The sequence below is a fragment of the Actinomadura nitritigenes genome (assembly GCF_017573545.1).
Classification (GTDB): Bacteria; Actinomycetota; Actinomycetes; order Streptosporangiales; family Streptosporangiaceae; genus Spirillospora; species Spirillospora nitritigenes.
Window position 1 is genome coordinate 11,570 of the sequence record NZ_JAGEOK010000041.1, and the last position, 17,511, is coordinate 29,080.

Here is a 17,511-nt window from a genome sequence, read left to right on the forward strand (position 1 = left end):
AACCCGGACATTACACGTCCAGGTTCAATCCGTCCACCGCCTCGACCAGCCGGGGCGCGTCGTCGTCCGCCAGGACGATGCCGAAATCCTCGGCGAGCACGTCGGGGAGCCGCGACGGCGCCACGGTGCGCGCCTCGCTCGCGCCGGACGGCCGCGTCACCGTCAGCCTCGTCCCGTCCAGCACGAGGTGCGCCTCGGGGGAGAACCGCTGGACGAACGGCCGCCTCGTGAACGGCGACCGGGGGCTCGTCGCCACGTAGTGGTTCAGCACGTCGAAGTCGACGCGGAAGGCCTCGACCATGGGGAACGAGTGCCGCCGGAACCAGCCGTCCGCGCCGCGCTGCTGCATCTCCCAGACCTGGGCGCTCGCCGGCAGCGCCGCGGCGGACGAGCCGGAACGCAGCCGGAAGCCCCAGCCGTCCTGGTCGATGTCCGCGCTGCCGGGGAACTCCAGCGGCTCCAGCGGGCCGCCGCCGAAGCCGACGTCGCACAGCAGCGCGGGCTCGTGCTCGCCCTGCCCGGGCGTGCGGACGTGCAGCAGCGCGTGCGTGCCCGGGAGCACCTTCTCCGATCCCATGGACACCCGGCCGGTCAGCGCCGTGACCTGGAAGCCGATCTTCTCCACTACCGCCGCGAACAGCCGGTTGTGCTCGAAGCAGTACCCGCCGCGCGGCCGGTCGACGAGCTTGCCCTGCACGGTCGCGAGGTCCAGCCCGATCGGCCGGCCCAGCATGATCTCCAGGTTCTCGAAGGGGATGGCGGTGACGTGCGCCCGGTGCAGAGCGCGCAGCGTCGCGGCGTCCGGCCGCGGGTCGTCGTCGAAGCCGATGCGCTTCAGGTAGGCGGGCAGGTCCAGCAGATCGCCCTGCCAGCCGAAACCGAGATCCTCGCTCATGGTGCTCCCTCCGGCCGCGCGCCCGCGCGGCCGTCCTCGAACGCGCTCCTGAACGGGGCAACGCCGATCGCCGCCGTGATCGTCCCGACAGCTCGGTTGATATCCCCCATTTCGGCCTCCGGGAGCGGGGCGCCGGCGGACGCGCGCAGCGCGGACGCCTCGCCGAGCAGCCGCGCCGCCGCGGTGTGCTCGCCCGCCAGCGCGCGCGCACCCGCCACCCCTTCGAGCGCGAGCGCGATGGCGCGCGGGTCGCCGGTGGCGCGCGCGCCTGCGAGCCCGTCGAGCTGGAGGGAGAGAGCGGCCTCGGCGTCCCCGCGCAGTTCCGCGACGTACCCGAGCTGGGCGTGCAGGAACGCGATCCCGGCCGTCCCGCCGATGCCGCGCAGCCAGCCGAGCGGGGCGCGCAGGTGCCGCTCGGCGGCGTCGAGGTCGCCGCGGGCCCGCGCGACCAGCCCGAGCCCGGCCTCGGCGAACTCCTCCGCCGACCGGGCCGCCTGCCGGACGGCGATCCGCAGGGCCTCCTCGTGCAGGTCGCGGGCCTCGTCGAGGGCCCCGGTCAGCAGCGCGACGCGGCCGAGCCCGGCCGTGCGGAACGACACCTCGGGCCACATCCCGAGGTCCTCGGCGAGCCGCAGGCCCGCGCGGTGGTGGGCGGCGGCCGCCGCGTAGTCGCCGGTGATCTCGGCGCGGCGGCCGAGGGCGTCGGTCGCCTCCAGTCGCCCCCACGCGTCGTCCAGGGCGGTGAAGAGCTCCATGCTCTCGCCGCCGTCGCGCTCCATGGCCGCCAGGCCGCCGTCGACGATCGCGAACTTGGCGCGGGTCGCCAGCGCGGCGGCCGTGTACCAGGGATCGGCGCGCGCGCGGAACACGGCGAGAGCATGCTCGACGCGAGCCTGGTTCGCGGCGATGTCGCCATAGGCCCAGTGGGCGTGGCTCAGGAACCACTCCGCCCGCGCATAGGCGAACGCGTCCCGGTCCTTGTAGCGCTCAAGGGCGGCGACGCGCAGGCGCTCGGAATCGGTGGTCTCGCCCGCCAGCATGGTGAAACCCGCGAGCCACGTCTCGGCCTCCACCCGTCCGTGCTCGGCCGCACCGGACTCCGCCAGTGCCTCCTTGAAGGCGCACCGGGCCTCGCCGAACCGCCCGCGCAGGTACCAGTACCAGGCCAGGGCGTTCGCCAGCGGCAGCCCGGCCCCGTGATCGAGGGCGGCGCGCAGGTTGGCGCCCTCCTGGTCGAGCCGCTCCAGCCATTCGCGCTGCCCGGGGCCCCGCAACGCGCCGTCCGCCCGCCGGGCCAGGCCGGTGTAGTACCGGACGTGGCGGCGCCGCAGCTCGGCCTCCTCGCCCGCCTCGCGCAGCCGGTCCAGCCCGTACGCGGCGACCGACTCCAGCAGGCGGTAGCGGTCGTCCCGCGCGCGCACGACGAGCGAGCGGTCGACGAGGCGCGCGAGGACCCCGGCGTCCGCGCCGCAGACCTCCTCCGCCGCCGCGAGGGTGCAGCCTCCGGCGTGGACGGCGAGGCGCCGCAGCACCGCCCGCTCGTCCTCGCCGAGCAGCCCCCAGCTCCAGTCGATCACCGCGCGGAGCGTCCGCTGCCGCTCCGGTCCGCCGCGCCGGCCGCCCGCCAGCACGCGGAACCGGTCGTCGAGCCGCGCCGCCAGCTCCCGCACCCCGAACGCCCGGACGCGCGTCGCCGCCAGCTCCAGCGCGAGCGGGACGCCGTCCAGCCGCCGGCAGATCGACGCGACCCACGGCGCGGACGCGGCGTCCAGCGCGAACCCGGGGTCGGCCGCCGACGCCCGCGCGGCGAACAGCCGGACCGCGCCCGACTCCGGCAGCGCGTCCGGGGCGGTCGCGTGCCCGGGCAGGTCCAGCGGCGGGACGACCAGCAGCCGCTCGTCCGGCAGGCCGAGCGGCTCGCGCGACGTCGCGAGGACCCGCAGGCCGGGCGCGGCGGCGAGCAGCCGCCCGGCCAGCTCCGCGACCTGCTCGACCACGTGCTCGCAGTTGTCGAGGACGAGCAGCGCCCGCCGCCCGCGCAGCGCCTCGCCGACCCGCCCGGCGGCGTCGGACGGGCCGCCGGGGTCCGGCGCGGTCTCGTCGCGCAGGCCGAGGACGTGCCCGATCAGCCGGGCGACCTCGCTGGGCGTCGCCGGACGGCCCGGCGCCAGCTCGACGAACCAGACGCCGTCCGGGTGGACGGCGGCCGACCGGGCCGCCGTCTCCAGCGCCAGCCGGGTCTTCCCGACGCCTCCGGTCCCGGTCAGCGTCACCAGCCGGTGCGCGGCCAGGAGCGCGCGGGCCCGCTCGACCTCGCGCTCGCGCCCGATCAGCTCGCCGAGGACGGCCGGCAGGAGCGGAGCCGTCCGGGGGCGCTCGGTCTCGGACGGGTCCTGCTCCAGCATCGACCGGTACAGCGCGGTCAGCTCCGGACCGGGGTCGATGCCGAGGTCGTCGGCGAGCCGTTCTCGCAGGTCGTGGTAGCCGGTGAGCGCCTCGGCCCGCCGTCCGGCGCGGTACAGGGCGCGCAGGTGCGCGGCGCGCAGCCGCTCCCGGAGCGGGTGCTCCGCGACCGGCGCGGCCAGCTCCGCCGCGACCGCCGCGTGCTCGCCGAGGTCGAGCCGCGCCTCGGCGCGCTCTTCGAGCGCGGCCAGCCGGCGCTCCTCCAGGCCGGCGGCCGCCGCCTCGGCGAACGGGGCGTCCGCGAACCCGTCGAACGCCGGCCCCCGCCACAGCTCCAGCGCGGACCCCAGCAGGTGCGCCCTGGCGACCGGATCGGCGGCCCGCCCGGCCCGGACGAGCAGCGCCGCGAACCCGCCCGCGTCCACGGCGTCCGGCGGGACGTCGAGCGCGTACCCGGGCGGGCGGGCGGCGACCAGCGCCCGCGCCCCGGGCTCGGCGTCCTCCAGGACCCTCCGCAGCTGCGAGACCCGGGCTTGGAGCGTTCCCACCGGGTTCCGGGGCGGCCGGTCGCCCCACAGCGCGTCGATCAGCCGGTCCACCGGGACGGGCCGCCCCGGCTCGGTGAGCACCCCGGTGAGCAGCGCCGCGAGCAGCGTCCGGACCTTGGGCTCGGGCACCCGGACCGGCGTCCCGCCGGACGTCCACCCCGTAAGCGGGCCAAGCACCCCAAAGCGCACACCGCCAGCGTAACGAGCGCTACGGACGGACCCGCAGCCGTTCCGTAGCGCTCCACGCCACGGTTGGGCCCGAACGACCCGCCCTTAGGAGGAGCACATGACATCGCCCGTCACCGTCATCGGCCTTGGCCCCATGGGCGCGACCATGGCGCGGACGTTCCTCGCCAACGGTCACCCGACCACGGTGTGGAACCGGACCCCGTCCAAGGCCGCCCCACTGGTCGAACAGGGCGCGACCCTCGCGCCCACTATGGCCGACGCGCTCGCCGCGTCCGAACTGGTCGTCATCAGCCAGACCGACTACCAGGCCATGTACGACTCCATCGGCGACGCCGACGTCAAGGGGCGCGCCCTGGTCAACCTCAGCTCCGGCAGCCCCGGCGAACTGCGCCGCGCCGGCGACTGGGCCCGCGAGAACGGCGCCGACCTGCTGACGGGCGGCGTGATGGTGCCCCCGCCCGGCATCGGGCGGCCCGGCTCGTACGTCTTCTACAGCGGCCTGGAAGCGGTCCTCGACCGCCACCGGGGCACCCTCGCCGAGCTGGGCGACACCACGTTCGTCGGCACCGACCCGGGCCTGTCCATGCTCTTCTACCAGTCGCAGCTGTACCTGTTCTGGTCCACGCTCACCTCGTACATGCACGCCGCGGCCCTGCTCGGCACGGCCGGGGTGTCCGCGCAGCAGTTCCGGCCGTTCGCGTCGACCACCCTGGAGGCCCTGACGGGCGACGGCCCGATGGGCTTCCTGCGCATCCTCACCGAGGAGATCGACGGGGGCACCTCCCCGGGCGGCGCCAACAGCCTCCGCATGCAGGCCGTGGGCGCCGACCACGTCGTCGAGGCGAGCCACGAGGCCGGCATCGACACCGCCGGGCCGCGCGCCCTCCGTGACCTGTTCTGGCGCGCCGTCGACGCCGGGCACGGCGACGGCGGCCTGTCCTCGGTCATCGACGTCATCCGGCGTCCGGCACGAGAGGGAGGCGCATGACGAACCGCGCGCCCCTGTCGCTGTCGGCGATGGTGAGGGTGCCGCCGTAGATCTCGGCGATCTCGCGGGCGATCGGCAGCCCGAGGCCCGTCCCCTGCGGGTCCCGCTCGCGCGACTCGCTGAGCCGCGCGAACCGCTCGAAGACCCGTTCCCGCTGGTCCGGCGGGATGCCGTGGCCGTCGTCCTGGACCTCCAGCAGCGCCGTTCCACCGTCCCGCCGGACCGTCACCACGACGCTCGACTCGGCGTGCCGCTGGGCGTTGCTCATCAGGTTGCCGAGCACCCGCGCGATCCGCACCGGGTTCGCCCGGACGGCCACGCCGGGCTCGACCCGGGCCGTGATCCGCACGCCGTCGCTGCGCCGGTCCGCCTCCCGGCGGGCCGCCTCCCCGAGGTCGACGGCCTCCTCCGGCTGCGGCGCCCGCGAGTCCAGCCGGGACAGCTCCAGCAGGTCCATCACGATGTCGTTGAGCCGCTCGGTGTCGCGCAGCGCCGAGCGGAGCAGCGGCCGCGACTCCTCGTCCGCCTCGTCCAGCGCCATCTCCAGCTGCAGTTGCAGCCCGGCGATCGGGTTGCGCAGGTCGTGCGAGGCGTCGGAGATGAACCTGCGCTCCCGGTCGGTCGCCTCCTCCAGCCGCTGCAGCGTCCCGTTGACCGTCTCGCCGAGCGCCTGGATCTCCCCGTGGGTCCGCGGGACGTACACGCGCCGGCGCAGGTCGCGTGCGTCGAGGCCGGCCAGCTCCCGGCGGATCCGGTCGACGGGGGCGAACGCCCGGCCGATCGTGTGCCACGTCCACCACGCGACGAGGGCCAGCAGGACGAGCAGGATCGCGACCAGGCTGAGCGGCAGCCCCCACACGTTCAGCAGGCTCGGCAGCGGCTCGGCCGTGATGACCATCGCCCCCGGCGGCCAGGGCGACGGGTTCGCCACCCGCAGGCCGAAGACCCATGCGCAGCCCGGGATCGACGCGGGGCAGGCCCGCCGGTCGACGAGCAGGGTCCCGGTCGCGAGGTTGACGGACGCGAGCGGCGGCTTGTCGCGGGCCGGAGGCGTCGCCGCCAGCACCGTCCTGCCGTCCGGGCTGACGACCTGGACCAGGGTGGACTCGTCCGGGCGGGTGGTGAGCGAGGCGCCCGCCCGCCCGCGGAAGACGTCGAACACGATCCGCTCCGTGGTGCGCTCCGCCTTGTCCGCCTCGCGGCGCTGCAGCCAGTCGCGGACGAGGAGCATGCCGAGCACCAGGATCACGGTCAGGAACAGCGCCGCGAACGTGACGGTGACGATCGTCGCGCGCCCCCGCACGGACACGAAGAGCCGGTCGCGCCAGTAGCGGGTGCGCTCGCCCCAGCTCTGCGTCACAGCCGTCCCTCCCCCGGATCGTCACCCTGTGTCATCGATCGCTACCAAGCGTACGGTGCGGTGAACCCGTCCCGGGGAACCGGTGGTCTTGTGCATAGTCAAGTGATCGATATATAAAGATCGCATGAGCAAGCCGATGCAGGAACCGACGTTCCTGATCCTCACCGCCCTCGCAGACGGGGCGCAGCACGGCTACGGGATCATCGCCGATGTCGAGCGGATCTCCGCCGGGCGCACCCGGCTGCGTGCCGGCACCCTCTACGCGGCCCTCGACCGGCTCCAGGCCGAGCGGCTCATCGCCCCCGACCGGGAGGAGGTCGTCGACGGCCGGCTGCGCCGCTACTACCGGCTCACCGAGGACGGCGCCGCCGCGCTCGCCGCCGAGGTCGAGGCGCTCCGCCGCCGCACCGAGGCCGCCGCCCGCCGCCTCGCCGCCTTCCGCCTGCCCGGCGGCGGGACCGCCCCGGCCTTCGCCGGACTCTCCCCGAGGGGGCTCCGTTGAGCACGCTCGAAGACCGCTACCGCCGCCTCCTGGGCTGCTACCCCGCCGCCCACCGCGAGACCCACGGCCAGGAGATGCTGGACGTCCTGCTGTCGGCGGCCCGCCCCGGCCAGACGCGCCCGTCCCTCGCCGACACCGCCGACCTGCTGTCCGGCGCGGTGCGGATCCGTATCCGCCGCGCCCTGTCCGGCGCCGGGACGTCCCTCTGGCCGGACGCCCTCGCCATCACCGGCTTCCTCGCCCTGCTCCTGCTGATGGTCGAGACGGCACGGTTCATCCTGAACGTGCCGACGCTGGTCGACGTCGCCGCCAGTCTGGGGCACCAAGGCTTCGGGTCGTACGGGCTGCTCTACCACTTCGGCACCGGGCCGTACTGGCTCGCCTGGACGGTCATCGCGATGCTGGCCTGGCGGGGCCTGCGCCGCCAGGCCACCATCGGCGCCTGCACGGTGGCCGCCGTACAGATCGCTTTCGCGGCCTACGGGACGGCCTTCCAGGACTACGCCTACGCGTATCTCGGCAGGGACTTCGCGGGAACCTCGTTGCCGCTCGCGCTGCTCGCCACGGCGTCCCTCGTTCTGTCCCCCGGCCCGCGCCACGGCGCCCGCCTCCTCGGCCGCGCCCGTCTCGCCGGGGCCGTGACCGTGGCCGCCATCCTGGCCGTGCTCTACTCGTACCCGGCGTTCGTCCTGTTCGTGGGCCACCGGGCCGACACGGAACCGCCGCACGCCATGAACGCTCTCGGCGCCGTCGTACGGACCTGGAGCGAGTTGCAGGCGGCGGGCGTGCTGGCGGCCGCCGTCCTGGCCGCCGCCGCGCTGGCGCGCGACCGCACGAGCCGCCGCGCGCTCGTCCTGTTCGCCCTCATCGGCGCTCCGGGCCTGGTCAACGCGGCCGGCGGGGTCCTCCCGAACAGCGTGCCCGCCGCTCTGATGCTGCTGCCGGGATCGCTGATGGTCGGCATGGCGGGCCTTTTCCTCGCCGATCTCTGCCGCCGCCTCGTGGAGTCGCCCGCCGGGGCGCGGGCACGCCGCCGGGTGCGGTCGTCGGTCTGATCAGCCGGTCCGGATCCCGCTGACGGCCTCGGCGGACGCGTCCGGCGCCGGCGCCCCCTGCGGCGTCAGCCGCGCGACGGGAACCGCCCGCCGCCGCTTCGCCTCGTACCGCTCGCTGATGGACGCCTGCTTGAGCACCCGCTTGAGCAGGCGTTCTCTTTCTCCGCCGTCCTCGACCATGACGATGCCGACGGGGTACCAGCGGCCCCCGGCCTCGACCCTCGCGGACGTGGCCGAGCGCAACGACTCCACCAGCGCGCCGTCCGCGTCCTCCGCGTCCTCCGCGTCCTCCGCCAGAAGGACGTGGTCCTCGCCGTCGCGGAACGAGGCGATGACCTCCGGTCCGCCAAGGGGTTCCAGCTGCACCATCACGGCCGGCATCCCGCCGAAACGGTAGAGCACGATCCGTCCCCGCGTGACCGCGAACACCGTCCGGTTGACCAGCCCGATCACGAACAGCAACGCCCTGTCCACAGGAGCCCCCTCCGCGAATCACCGCTTACAGGAAGTCTGCACCATTCCGCTCCGCAGTGGGCGGTGCGTTCGTCGCGGGTGTTCGTGCGCGGGTCGCGAACGCGCAGGGGGCGAGTCCGGCGCGCGCGCGGAAGAACTTGGAGAAGTTGGCGGTGTCGTCGAATCCGGTCCTGCGGGCGCATTCGGCGACGGTGATGCCGGTGTGGGCGAGCAGCCTCTTGGCCTCCAGCACCACCCGCTCGTCCAGGAACCGCTTGGCGCTGCGGCCGGTCGCCTCCTGCGTCGCCCGGCTGAGGGTGCGCGGGGAGTAGCCCAGTCGCCGGGCGTACCAGGCGACCTCCCGCGAGGTCGCGAAGTGCGCCTCCACGGCCGTCGCATAGGCGGTGAACGCCTCGCGCCCGGCGGGCGGCGGCGGCGCGCATTCGGCGGCGCGGAGCAGGAGGACCTCCAGGAGCGCGCGCAGGATCTTGGTGCCGCCGGGCATCGGTCGGGCGCGGGACGCGTCGTACTCGCGGCGCAGGTGATCGGCCGCGAGGCGGACCAGCGCCGGGCGTCCGGGCTGCCGCCAGGCGACCGGGCCGAATGGCTCGGCGCCCGGGGAGCCGTGCGGCACGGACTCGGGACGGAAGAGCACGAGGGTTCCGCCCACGTCGGCGATGTCGTCCCAGCGGTGCACGCGGCCCGGCCGGATCCAGACGATCGTGCCCGGCTCCAAGTGGTGATGGACGAAATCCACCGTCGCCGCTCCCCGCCCTTCACCGACGATCGCGAGCACATGGAAGTCAGCCCGCTGCAACGGCGGAAGTTCGCTGCCTGCGGGCATGGCGCGCAGCTGGGAGAACGTGATCACTTCGACGCCGCCGTCCGCCGCGTCGCCCGCCTCGTAGCGCAGCGTTCGGATGGAAGCGTGCTGTCCGTTTTTCACCATGGGCAGGCCGGAGCTTACCTGTTCCGGGAGGCCGCCGGTCATTAGCGTCGAAGGAGATGAAAGGAGAGTCCCGATGGACAAGCGATACGTGAACGTCCAGGGCGGACGGCTGCCGGTGTGGGTCCGCGACGGTGAGCCTGCGGCGCTGGTGTTCCTCCACTACTGGGGCGGCTCCCACCGCACCTTCGCGCCGGTGATCGACCGGCTCGCGTCCGGACGCGCCGTCGTGTCCTACGACCACCGCGGCTGGGGCGCGGCCCGCGACCTTCCCGGCCCCTACGGGATCGAGCGCCTCGCCGACGACGTGCTGGACGTCGTCCGCGGGCTGGGGCTCGACCGGTACGTGCTCGTCGGGCACTCGATGGGCGGGAAGACGGCCCAGCTCGTCGCGTCGCGGCGGCCCGGCGGGCTGGCCGGGCTCGTCCTCGTCGCCCCGGCCCCGCCGCGCCCGGCCGTGGACGCGCGGGCGGCGGAGGCGCTGGCGCACGCCTACGACAGCCGTGCGACGGTCGGCGACGCGCTCCAGCACGTCCTGACCCACCGGCCCCTGCCCGCCGGCCTGCGCGAACAGGTGATCAACGACAGCCTCGCCGCGAGCGACGACGCCCGGCTCGCCTGGCCGCGCCACGGCATCACCGAGGACATCACCGCCGCCGCGCGCGCCATCGACGTCCCCGTCCACGTCCTGGCCGGGCGGCACGACCGGGTCGACCCGCCCGCGTCGCTGGAGGCCGACCTCCTGCCCGTCGTCCCGGGCGCGCGCATGACGGTCATCGAGGACACGGGCCACCTGTCCCCGCTGGAGGCCCCCGGTGCGCTCGCCGCCGAGATAGACCGCTTCACGGCCGACCTGGTTCCGGCCCGTCCCTGACGCCGTGCGAGCCCGGTGGCGCACGACGTCGCGTGCCGCCGGGCCCGCCCGCCTCAGATCACGTCGGACGGACGGTCGAGCCAGACGCGCTGCCCCTCCGGGCCGGCGACCAGCCCGAACCGGTCCCGTCCGGGACTTCCCCACTCGACCCAGCGCAGGTAGGCGGCCTCCACCTCGTCCCACAACCGACGCTCACCGCCCTGGACCACCGGAAAGTCGTCCGCGCCCGCCCGGTACGAGCACCGCGCCCACGACGTCCCCGCCTCGTCGACGAGCACCAGGACCGGCCGCCCCCGGACGATCCGCTCGGCACCGAGCACGTCGGGCAGCATCCCGGCGATCGCGACGTCCGCCCCGTACGAGTCGCCGGTCACGGTCCGCGGATCCAGCCGCGTTCGCGTCTCGTCGCCGTCCCGGTCGAGGTCGCCGAACCCGGGACTGCGCTGCGACCGCAGCATCATGTAGTCGGCCGAGCCGTGGAACCGCCCGATCGCGCGGCCGTCGCCCGTGACCGTGAGCCGCGCCTTGTGCCCGTCCCCGAACGACGGCATCCAGGGGAAGAGGACCACCCCGCCCGGCCGCGTCTGCTCGATCCAGCTCGGCGGCAGGACGGTGACCCCGCACGTCACATGGACCCGGTCGAACGGCGCCCGCGCGGGAACGCCCTCCTCGCCGTCGCCGACCACCAGGTCCGGCGCGAACCCCGCCTCGCGCAGGTTCGCCGCCGCCCTCTCCGCGACCCGCCCGTCCACCTCGACGGACGTCACCCGCCTGGCGCCGAGCCTGGACGACAGCAGGGCCGCCGTCCAGCCCGTCCCCGTGCCGATCTCCAGCACGCGGTCGTGATCGCGGGGCGCGAGCAGTTCGAGGAAGCTCATCACCGCCCCGGGCGCCGACAGCGACGACGTCCTCATCCCTTCGCCCGATGCCGGATCCCCGGCACCGTCGTCCACCTGCGTGACGATCGCGGCGTCGGCATAGGCGGCCTCCCGCCACCGCTCCGGATCGGCGGCCCGGTCGATCGTGAAAGGAGCACCGGCACCGTCGGGCGTGCACCACGCCCGGTCCGGCACGAACAGATGGCGCGGCGCCGCGTGCATCGCCCGCTCCCACTCCGGGCTGCGCAGGTCACCGCTCTCCCGCAGCCGCCGGACGAGGTCGGATGCCGTCACTTGCCCCTCTTCCCGCCGCCACCGGTGTTGTCGTCGTCCTTCCTGTCCGGGGGAATCGGCTGCCCGGGCCGGTGCGTGTCGTCATTGTTGTCGTGCTTGCCCATCGCCGTACCTCCTTGTTTCGCGCCGGGCCCCCTGCCGGGACGCCGCATTACCGACCCGAGAACAACCGGCACGTGAGAAGCGCACCGACCGCCTCCATCCGCGATTCCGGACCGCCGCGGGGAAACAGAACCTCGCCCTGTCTCGGAGGCGCCGGCCGAAAGGCCCGCGCCCGGCCGGCCGCGAGCCGCCGCCGAAGAGCACGACCCCCTAGAGGCCGCATTTCGCCCACGTGACCTTTCCGCCCTCCACCAGCGGCCGCGTTCCCCACGAGAGGGCGAGCTGCGAGACCATGAACACGCCGCGCCCGGACGTGGCCTGCACGTCCTCCGCGCGCACCACCGGACGCCCGTCCCCGCCGTCCCACACCTCGATCACGGCGCCGCCGTCCCGCTCGTCCCGGAACACCCGCACCACGACCGGACCTTCGCCGTGCACGCACGAATTCGTGACGAGCTCACTCACCAGGACGCGTCCGATGTAGTCGTCGCGCGAGCCCCATTCGCGGAACCATTCCGCGAGGAACCGCCGCGCCAGCCTCGGAGCCCGATCATCCGGCTCCAACACCAGCGTCGGCACGTCCGGCGTCATGGCATTCAGGGACATATCGCCCGCCCTCCCTGACAGATTTCGGATTCGGCAGGCACCAGCGAAGCGCATGAGCAACACTCTGCGTGACAACAGGAGTTCATTCGCGTAATCACGCCTGGTGAGGTTGGCGATCGCTCGCCGCTCCTTGCCGGGCGGCGCGGAACGGTTGCGGGAGGATGCGACATGGTCCGGAAGGCTCGCCACAACTCGCAGGCCATCAGCCCGACGCTCATCGCGTTCGGGAACCAGGTGCGCTACTACCGCGAGCGGATGAAGCTCAGTCAAGACCGTCTCGGCGAGCGATTCCCCGTCAGCGGCTCGTACATCGGGCAGATCGAGGTGGGCAAGACCCGCTGCACCGAGGAGTTCGCGCAGCAGCTGGACGAGCTGGTGGGCGCAGACGGGTGCCTCGCCCGGCTCTGGAAGGACCTCGTCCAGGACGCCGCCTACCCCACCTGGTTCGACTGGCCCGCCATCGAACGCGACGCCGCGATGCTCCAAGCCTTCCAGATATCCGTGGTCGATGGCCTGCTGCAGACTCCCGACTACGCGATGGCCCTGTTGGAAGACAAGGCGGCAGTGGAGGCGCGCATGGCACGGCAGAGCATCCTCTTGCGAGAAGATCCGGCTCCGCCAGCCCTCGCTGTTCTCCTCGACGAGGCCGTCCTCTACCGCGAAGTCGGCGATCACAGAGTCATGCGAGAGCAGCTAGAGCATCTGATCGAGGTGCAGGGAAGACGCCTCACGGTGCAGATCGTGCCGTGCGCGGTGCACGAGGGCCTCTCCGGTTCCTTCGTGCTCGCGACCATGGCGGACCGCAGCGAGGTAGCTTATGTGGAGACGGCGATTCGCGGTCTCACGATGGCGGGCGTCGGGGACGTGGCGAAACTTTCCGAATCGCTATGCTCCTTGCGGGCCAACGCTCATTCCGTGCGAGAGTCCATGGAGATTATCCGTAGGGTGGTAGCGGAGAGATGGACCTGAACAACATTTCCTGGCGTAAGAGCAGCCACAGCACCAACAACGGCGGGCAGTGTGTCGAGCTTGGTGCTCTCCCCAATGCCGTCGTCGCACGAGACAGCAAGGACCCGGACGGTCCCAGGCTGGTGTTCGACCGGCGTGCGTTCGCGGAGTTCCTGACGAGCGTCGAGCGGTGGTCACCGGATGGCGGTGGCCGGGTGCGTTGAGTCGTGGCGTGTCGCCCTTATGCGGGCTTTCGGACTTCCGTCGTGCGGTGCTGCGGCGCGGGAACTCCGCCTCCCGCCGTCGGATGGTTCCAGAGGATCTGCACCTTCTTGGGGTGGTGGCGATCGGCCCGGCACGCGTATCCGGTCTTGCCCGCGCCGATGGCGCCGGCGATCATGGGCGACACCGCCGCCGTGCTGTCCGTCTCGTACGGGGCCTCGCCAGGGGTCTGTACTCGCACGTGGAACCGGTAGACGCGGTCGTCGTTGATGGTCGAGCGCTCGTCACTCACCTTGAGGACCGTGGCGGTGCACCGCAGCGCGTCAGAGGCGCTGACCTGGCTGGTCATGAGCTGGTGCTCCTGTTTCACCACGAAGGTCATCGCCCAGCCGATGCCCACGGCGGCGAGCATCATGAGCACGCCGCCGGCTACCGTGCCGTCGCGGTCGCGTATGCCGGTCACGAGGCCGAACAGGCCCATGGCGAACACGCCCAGCAGCACGACGTACAGGAAGACGTTAAAGACGATCACAAGGTTCATTGAACGCCGTATCGGCCGGAATGCGGTGCGGAATCGTGGCCGCAAAAGGACTGCCGGATTCGGTGGCCGGACTTGTCTCCCTCGACGGCCGGGGTGGTTGTCCCGGTGTCGAGGGAGACCGTTGTCGCCCAGGTCAGTGGTTCTGGGCCTTGAGGTGCTCGTTCATGTACTAGATCTTGAGCCGGTAGCCGCCCGCCATCCGGCCGAGGTTGTCGATGTGCGGCATGGCCGCGAGGGCGCGGTAGGCGGTGGCGCGGACCTTCGCCGGGGCGGGTGTCGCGGCCAGCAGATCCTTGAGCAGGTTGATGGTGGTGATCTGCGGCTGGTCCCGGGCGCCCGGAGCGGCGCTCGGAGCAGCGCGGCCTTAAGCTGGACGGGATCGGTCGGCAGCCGCTGGATGTGGGCGAAGCCGAGGTCGGCGACCCTGATCAGCGACCGCTTCTCGACGCGGCTGACCAGGCCCGGCGCGACGCTGAGCCACGTGCTGCCGTCGCGCCGCGTCCACCACTCGGAGACCTGGGTGACCCTGCCCAGCTTTTCGACCCACCTGGTGTGCCAGTACCTGCCGGAGCTCGCGGGCTTGGACCCCGCGGTGGTCGCGGCGGCGAGCATGACCTGCCGCCCGGACAGGACCGGCTCCTACTACGCGTCCGGCGCCGACAGATCGGAGACGACCGCGGCCGCCGCGGCTGTGAGCCCGACTCCGGCGGCGATCCAGCGCTTCCTGCGCCTGGGCTTGACGGGGCCGCCGCGCATCGTGTTCTGGAGCCGGTGCCGGCTGCGGTTCACGGTGTCGGTGGACGGTTCGGGCCCGGCCGTTGCCGCGCCGGACCTGGACAGCGGGGCGGTGGATCACTCGGGAGCGGCCCATTCCTCGGCCAGGATCGCGTATGAGAGACCGTCGAGCCATCCCTTGGTGCGGTGGAGGGAGTCTTTCACCGTGTGCTGTTCGCGGCGCATCCCCACCCGCTCCATCAGCCGCCACGAAGGTTCGTTGTCGTAGAAGCACTCCGCGTGCAGGCGGCGCAGGCCGAGCCTCCCGAAGGCGATGTCGATGAGGGCGCGTACCGCTTCGGTGGCGTAGCCCTTGCCGCCGTAGGAGGGATCCAACGTCCACCCGAGCTCTGCTTGGACGCCTTTCGCCTGGTCGGCGACCTCCTCCTGGGCCCAAGCGTCCTGGACCTGCAGCGTCAGATCGCCGATCACCCGGCCGTCCAGTTCGACGACGAGCAGGTCCGTGAGCCGCTCCTCGCGGAGAAAACGCTCACGGTAGCCGTCGTACGTCGTCGTGGCGGCCCCGACCCACTCGTGAGTCTCCGGCAGTTGCCGGTAGGTCCAGGTCGCGTCCAGGTCGTCGGGGGAGGCCCGGCGCAGCAGCAGCCGGTCGGTGGAGATCGGCCAGTCCAGCGTGTCGAGTGGGTGGCGCATGGGCTCATGCTGACAGAGCCGTGGTGACACACAAAACGGATTACTTCCTGAACGACGCGCTGCCGTGCCCGCCGCCCGCCGGAAGACCTGCCGGTGCGCGTGAGCCTTGTCCACGGAGAACTCGTCGTGAGGGCGCGCCGCCGTCCGATTCACCAGCGCATCGCGCGGCGGTTGGCGACTCGCATCGAGGACGCCGCCCCCGATGCCTGGCAGGTCGACACCGACGTGGACGTCCTCCTCGACGACGACGAGGTGGAGCCGGTCGAGATCGCTCCCGACATCGTTGTGTACTCCGCCGTCCATGACGTCTACGAGCGTCCGATCCCGGCTGAGTTGGTCGTTCTCGTCGCCGAGGTCGTGTCGCCGTCCACCAAGCGCAAGGACCGGCGGACGCAGCCCGCGCTCTACGCGGAGGCGGGGATCCGGCACTACTGGCGTGTGGAGACCGACCAGACCGCACCGGCGTTCGCGGTCTACACATATGAACTGGACGACGCCACCGGCGCATACGTCGCGAGCGGTGTGCACCATGACCGGATCGCCCTCGCCGTGCCGTTCGACCTGGACATCGAGCTCAAGGCCGTCCGCGAGCGCTGAGACCGGGTCGTCCACGGGTCCGCTGAGGGGCCGGAGGATCGCTGGGTGTTCCTGCAGGTCGTGTCATGACCCTGCGGTCATTTGCCGCGGGCGCCGTCGATGCGCTCGCGGAGGAGGTCCGCGTGCCCGTTGTGCTGGGCGTACTCCTCGATCATGTGGAGGAGCACCCAGCGCAGCGAGACCGTCCCGCGCCAGGCGTCCCGGCCCTCGACGTCGAGGTGAGGCGCGGCGGCCGTGAAGGCGCCGGCGAAGGCGACCTCGTCGCGCCACGCGTCCCAGGCGGCGGCGATCACGCCGGGGTCCGGGACGGCGCCGTCGAAGTCGCCGTCCGGGTCGGCGGCGGACGAGAAGCGCGGCGGGGCGTCGTGCCCGGCCAGCACCTGCCGGAACCAGCGGCGCTCGACGTCGGCGAGGTGCCGGACGAGCCCGAGCAGCGACAGCGTCGACGGCTCGACGGCCCGGAGCGCCAGCTCCGCGCCCAGGCCCGCGCATTTCAGCTCCAGCGTGGCCCGCTGCGACGCGAGGACGTCGAGGAGCATGCGGCGCTCGTCGCCCACGGCCGGGAAGGCGAACCTGTCCCCGTCGCCGTCGGCTGCGAAGAACTCGGCTCTTCTGGACCGTGCGATGCCGCTCATGCCGCCGCCTCGACGCGGCGGCGGGCGAGGGCGTCGGCGGCCTCGGCGAGGCTCTGGCCGAGGCGGGACGAGGTGTCGAGCAGGCCGGTGACGGTGTCCTCGATGGCGGCGACGCGGGCCCGGGCCTCGTCGGGACCGAGGCGGTGCAGCTCCGCCGTGACCGCGTGGATCACCCCGCCCGCGCTGGCGACGTAGTCGGGCACCCACAGGATCCCGCGCCGGTGCAGCAGGTCCGCCACGCCGGGGGCGGCGAGCTGGTTGTTCGCGGGCCCGACGACGGCCCGGCAGCGCAGCCGCGGCACGGTCCGTTCGGACAGGACGCCGCCGAGGGCGGCGGGGACGAGGACGTCGACGTCCGCGCCGAGGATCTCGTCGGGACCGGTCCAGGCGGCGCCGAGCGCTTCGGCCGCCCGCCGCCTGCCGGGGTCGATGTCGGTGACCGTCAGCTCGGCGCCCTCCGCCGCGAGCAGGCCCGCGAGATGCGCGCCGACGCGGCCGAGGCCGATCAGGCCGACGCGGCGGCCCGCGAGGCTCCGGGTGCCGTACAGGTGGCGGGCGGCTGCGCGCAGCGCGGCGAGCGTCCCGTCCGCGGTGTGCGGGGACGAGTCGCCGCTGCCGCCCGCCTCGGCGGGCCGGCAGAAGACATGTGGCGTGATCTCGCCGATCACCGCCATGTCGGCGGGCGACGTGCCGACGTCGGGCCCGCCCGAGTACGCCCCATCGAGCGCGGCGATCGCGTCGCCGACGTCGTGCAGCGCGTCGCGCCGCCGGGCCGCGTCCAGCTCCGTCCCCTCGGGGAGCGCCACGACGGTCTTCCCGCCGCCGTTGGACAACCCGGCGGCCGCGAACTTCGCGGTCATCGCGGCCGACAGCCGGAGGGCGTCGGCGAGGCCGTCCCGCCAGCCGGGGTACCGCCACATCCGCACGCCGCCGGCGGCCGGACCGAGGGCCGTCGAGTGGACGGCGATGAACACCGGCAGTCCCGTGCGCGGGCCGGTCCGCATGACCACCTGTTCGTGCTCGAACATCGTTTCCCCTCCGAACGCA

General features: G+C 73.4%; 19 protein-coding genes. 7 read left to right on the forward strand and 12 right to left on the reverse strand.

What is annotated here, in order from left to right:
- Window positions 1-10: 10 nt before the first annotated feature.
- Complete coding sequence (locus J4557_RS41805; protein WP_208272380.1) at window positions 11-895, reverse strand: arylamine N-acetyltransferase family protein; 885 nt, start codon at window positions 893-895, stop codon at window positions 11-13.
- On the reverse strand, window positions 892-3,975 hold the full coding sequence (locus tag J4557_RS41810; RefSeq protein ID WP_307800511.1) for an AfsR/SARP family transcriptional regulator: 3,084 nt from the start codon (window positions 3,973-3,975) through the stop codon (window positions 892-894). The genes J4557_RS41805 and J4557_RS41810 overlap by 4 nt, the downstream gene beginning before the upstream one ends.
- 157 nt (window positions 3,976-4,132) lie before the next feature.
- On the opposite strand from J4557_RS41810, the gene J4557_RS41815 reads away from it, so the two are divergent.
- The gene (locus tag J4557_RS41815) at window positions 4,133-5,023 is read left to right on the forward strand and encodes an NAD(P)-dependent oxidoreductase (RefSeq protein ID WP_208272382.1); all 891 of its coding nucleotides are present in this window, start codon (window positions 4,133-4,135) and stop codon (window positions 5,021-5,023) included.
- Here J4557_RS41815 and J4557_RS41820 read toward each other — a convergent pair.
- Window positions 4,989-6,383 carry a sensor histidine kinase gene (locus tag J4557_RS41820; RefSeq protein WP_307800512.1) on the reverse strand — a complete coding sequence of 465 codons (1,395 nt, stop codon included), beginning with the start codon at window positions 6,381-6,383 and terminating at the stop codon, window positions 4,989-4,991. The two genes, J4557_RS41815 and J4557_RS41820, sit on opposite strands and share 35 nt — an antisense overlap.
- Before the next feature lie 124 nt (window positions 6,384-6,507).
- Between J4557_RS41820 and J4557_RS41825 the strand changes: the two genes are divergently transcribed.
- Both J4557_RS41825 and J4557_RS41830 read left to right on the forward strand, forming a co-directional pair.
- Window positions 6,508-6,885: a PadR family transcriptional regulator gene (locus J4557_RS41825; protein ID WP_243777212.1), complete on the forward strand. Its 378-nt coding sequence runs from the start codon at window positions 6,508-6,510 to the stop codon at window positions 6,883-6,885.
- Complete coding sequence (locus tag J4557_RS41830; RefSeq protein ID WP_208272383.1) at window positions 6,882-7,940, forward strand: hypothetical protein; 1,059 nt, start codon at window positions 6,882-6,884, stop codon at window positions 7,938-7,940. The genes J4557_RS41825 and J4557_RS41830 overlap by 4 nt, the downstream gene beginning before the upstream one ends.
- Here J4557_RS41830 and J4557_RS41835 read toward each other — a convergent pair whose 3' ends face one another.
- Entirely contained in the window at window positions 7,941-8,414 is a 474-nt protein-coding gene (locus tag J4557_RS41835; protein WP_208272384.1) for a hypothetical protein, read from the reverse strand.
- 25 nt (window positions 8,415-8,439) lie between these two features.
- Window positions 8,440-9,342, reverse strand: a complete 903-nt coding sequence (locus J4557_RS41840; RefSeq protein ID WP_208272385.1) for a helix-turn-helix domain-containing protein — start codon at window positions 9,340-9,342, stop codon at window positions 8,440-8,442.
- 73 nt (window positions 9,343-9,415) lie between these two features.
- On the opposite strand from J4557_RS41840, the gene J4557_RS41845 reads away from it, so the two are divergent.
- Entirely contained in the window at window positions 9,416-10,213 is a 798-nt protein-coding gene (locus J4557_RS41845; RefSeq protein WP_208272386.1) for an alpha/beta fold hydrolase, read from the forward strand.
- A gap of 53 nt (window positions 10,214-10,266) precedes the next feature.
- Here the strand turns inward: J4557_RS41845 and J4557_RS41850 are convergent, their stop codons facing one another.
- Both J4557_RS41850 and J4557_RS41855 read right to left on the reverse strand, forming a co-directional pair.
- Window positions 10,267-11,385, reverse strand: coding sequence for a methyltransferase domain-containing protein (locus tag J4557_RS41850; RefSeq protein ID WP_307800513.1), 1,119 nt, complete (start codon window positions 11,383-11,385; stop codon window positions 10,267-10,269).
- A gap of 312 nt (window positions 11,386-11,697) precedes the next feature.
- Entirely contained in the window at window positions 11,698-12,093 is a 396-nt protein-coding gene (locus J4557_RS41855; protein ID WP_208272387.1) for an ATP-binding protein, read from the reverse strand.
- A 168-nt stretch (window positions 12,094-12,261) separates the two neighbouring features.
- Between J4557_RS41855 and J4557_RS41860 the strand changes: the two genes are divergently transcribed.
- The gene (locus J4557_RS41860) at window positions 12,262-13,062 is read left to right on the forward strand and encodes a helix-turn-helix domain-containing protein (protein WP_208272388.1); all 801 of its coding nucleotides are present in this window, start codon (window positions 12,262-12,264) and stop codon (window positions 13,060-13,062) included.
- Window positions 13,053-13,265 (forward strand): DUF397 domain-containing protein, encoded by a 213-nt coding sequence (locus J4557_RS41865; RefSeq protein WP_208272389.1) that lies wholly within the window; start codon window positions 13,053-13,055, stop codon window positions 13,263-13,265. Before J4557_RS41860 ends, J4557_RS41865 begins: the two co-directional genes overlap by 10 nt.
- A 17-nt stretch (window positions 13,266-13,282) precedes the next feature.
- Here J4557_RS41865 and J4557_RS41870 read toward each other — a convergent pair whose 3' ends face one another.
- The 3 genes from J4557_RS41870 to J4557_RS41880 form a co-directional block, all read right to left on the reverse strand.
- Window positions 13,283-13,804, reverse strand: coding sequence for a hypothetical protein (locus tag J4557_RS41870; RefSeq protein WP_208272390.1), 522 nt, complete (start codon window positions 13,802-13,804; stop codon window positions 13,283-13,285).
- 642 nt (window positions 13,805-14,446) lie between these two features.
- The gene (locus J4557_RS41875) at window positions 14,447-14,593 is read right to left on the reverse strand and encodes a hypothetical protein (RefSeq protein WP_208272391.1); all 147 of its coding nucleotides are present in this window, start codon (window positions 14,591-14,593) and stop codon (window positions 14,447-14,449) included.
- Between the two features lie 63 nt (window positions 14,594-14,656).
- Complete coding sequence (locus tag J4557_RS41880) at window positions 14,657-15,232, reverse strand: GNAT family N-acetyltransferase (protein ID WP_208272392.1); 576 nt, start codon at window positions 15,230-15,232, stop codon at window positions 14,657-14,659.
- Window positions 15,233-15,331: 99 nt separating this feature from the next.
- Between J4557_RS41880 and J4557_RS41885 the strand changes: the two genes are divergently transcribed.
- Window positions 15,332-15,829, forward strand: coding sequence for a Uma2 family endonuclease (locus J4557_RS41885; protein WP_307800514.1), 498 nt, complete (start codon window positions 15,332-15,334; stop codon window positions 15,827-15,829).
- Window positions 15,830-15,906: 77 nt separating this feature from the next.
- Here J4557_RS41885 and J4557_RS41890 read toward each other — a convergent pair whose 3' ends face one another.
- Both J4557_RS41890 and J4557_RS41895 read right to left on the reverse strand, forming a co-directional pair.
- A complete protein-coding gene (locus J4557_RS41890; RefSeq protein ID WP_243777213.1) occupies window positions 15,907-16,464 on the reverse strand; it encodes a DinB family protein in 558 nt (185 codons plus the stop codon).
- Complete coding sequence (locus J4557_RS41895) at window positions 16,461-17,492, reverse strand: Glu/Leu/Phe/Val dehydrogenase family protein (protein ID WP_208272394.1); 1,032 nt, start codon at window positions 17,490-17,492, stop codon at window positions 16,461-16,463. The genes J4557_RS41890 and J4557_RS41895 overlap by 4 nt, the downstream gene beginning before the upstream one ends.
- Between the last annotated feature and the right edge of the window lie 19 nt (window positions 17,493-17,511).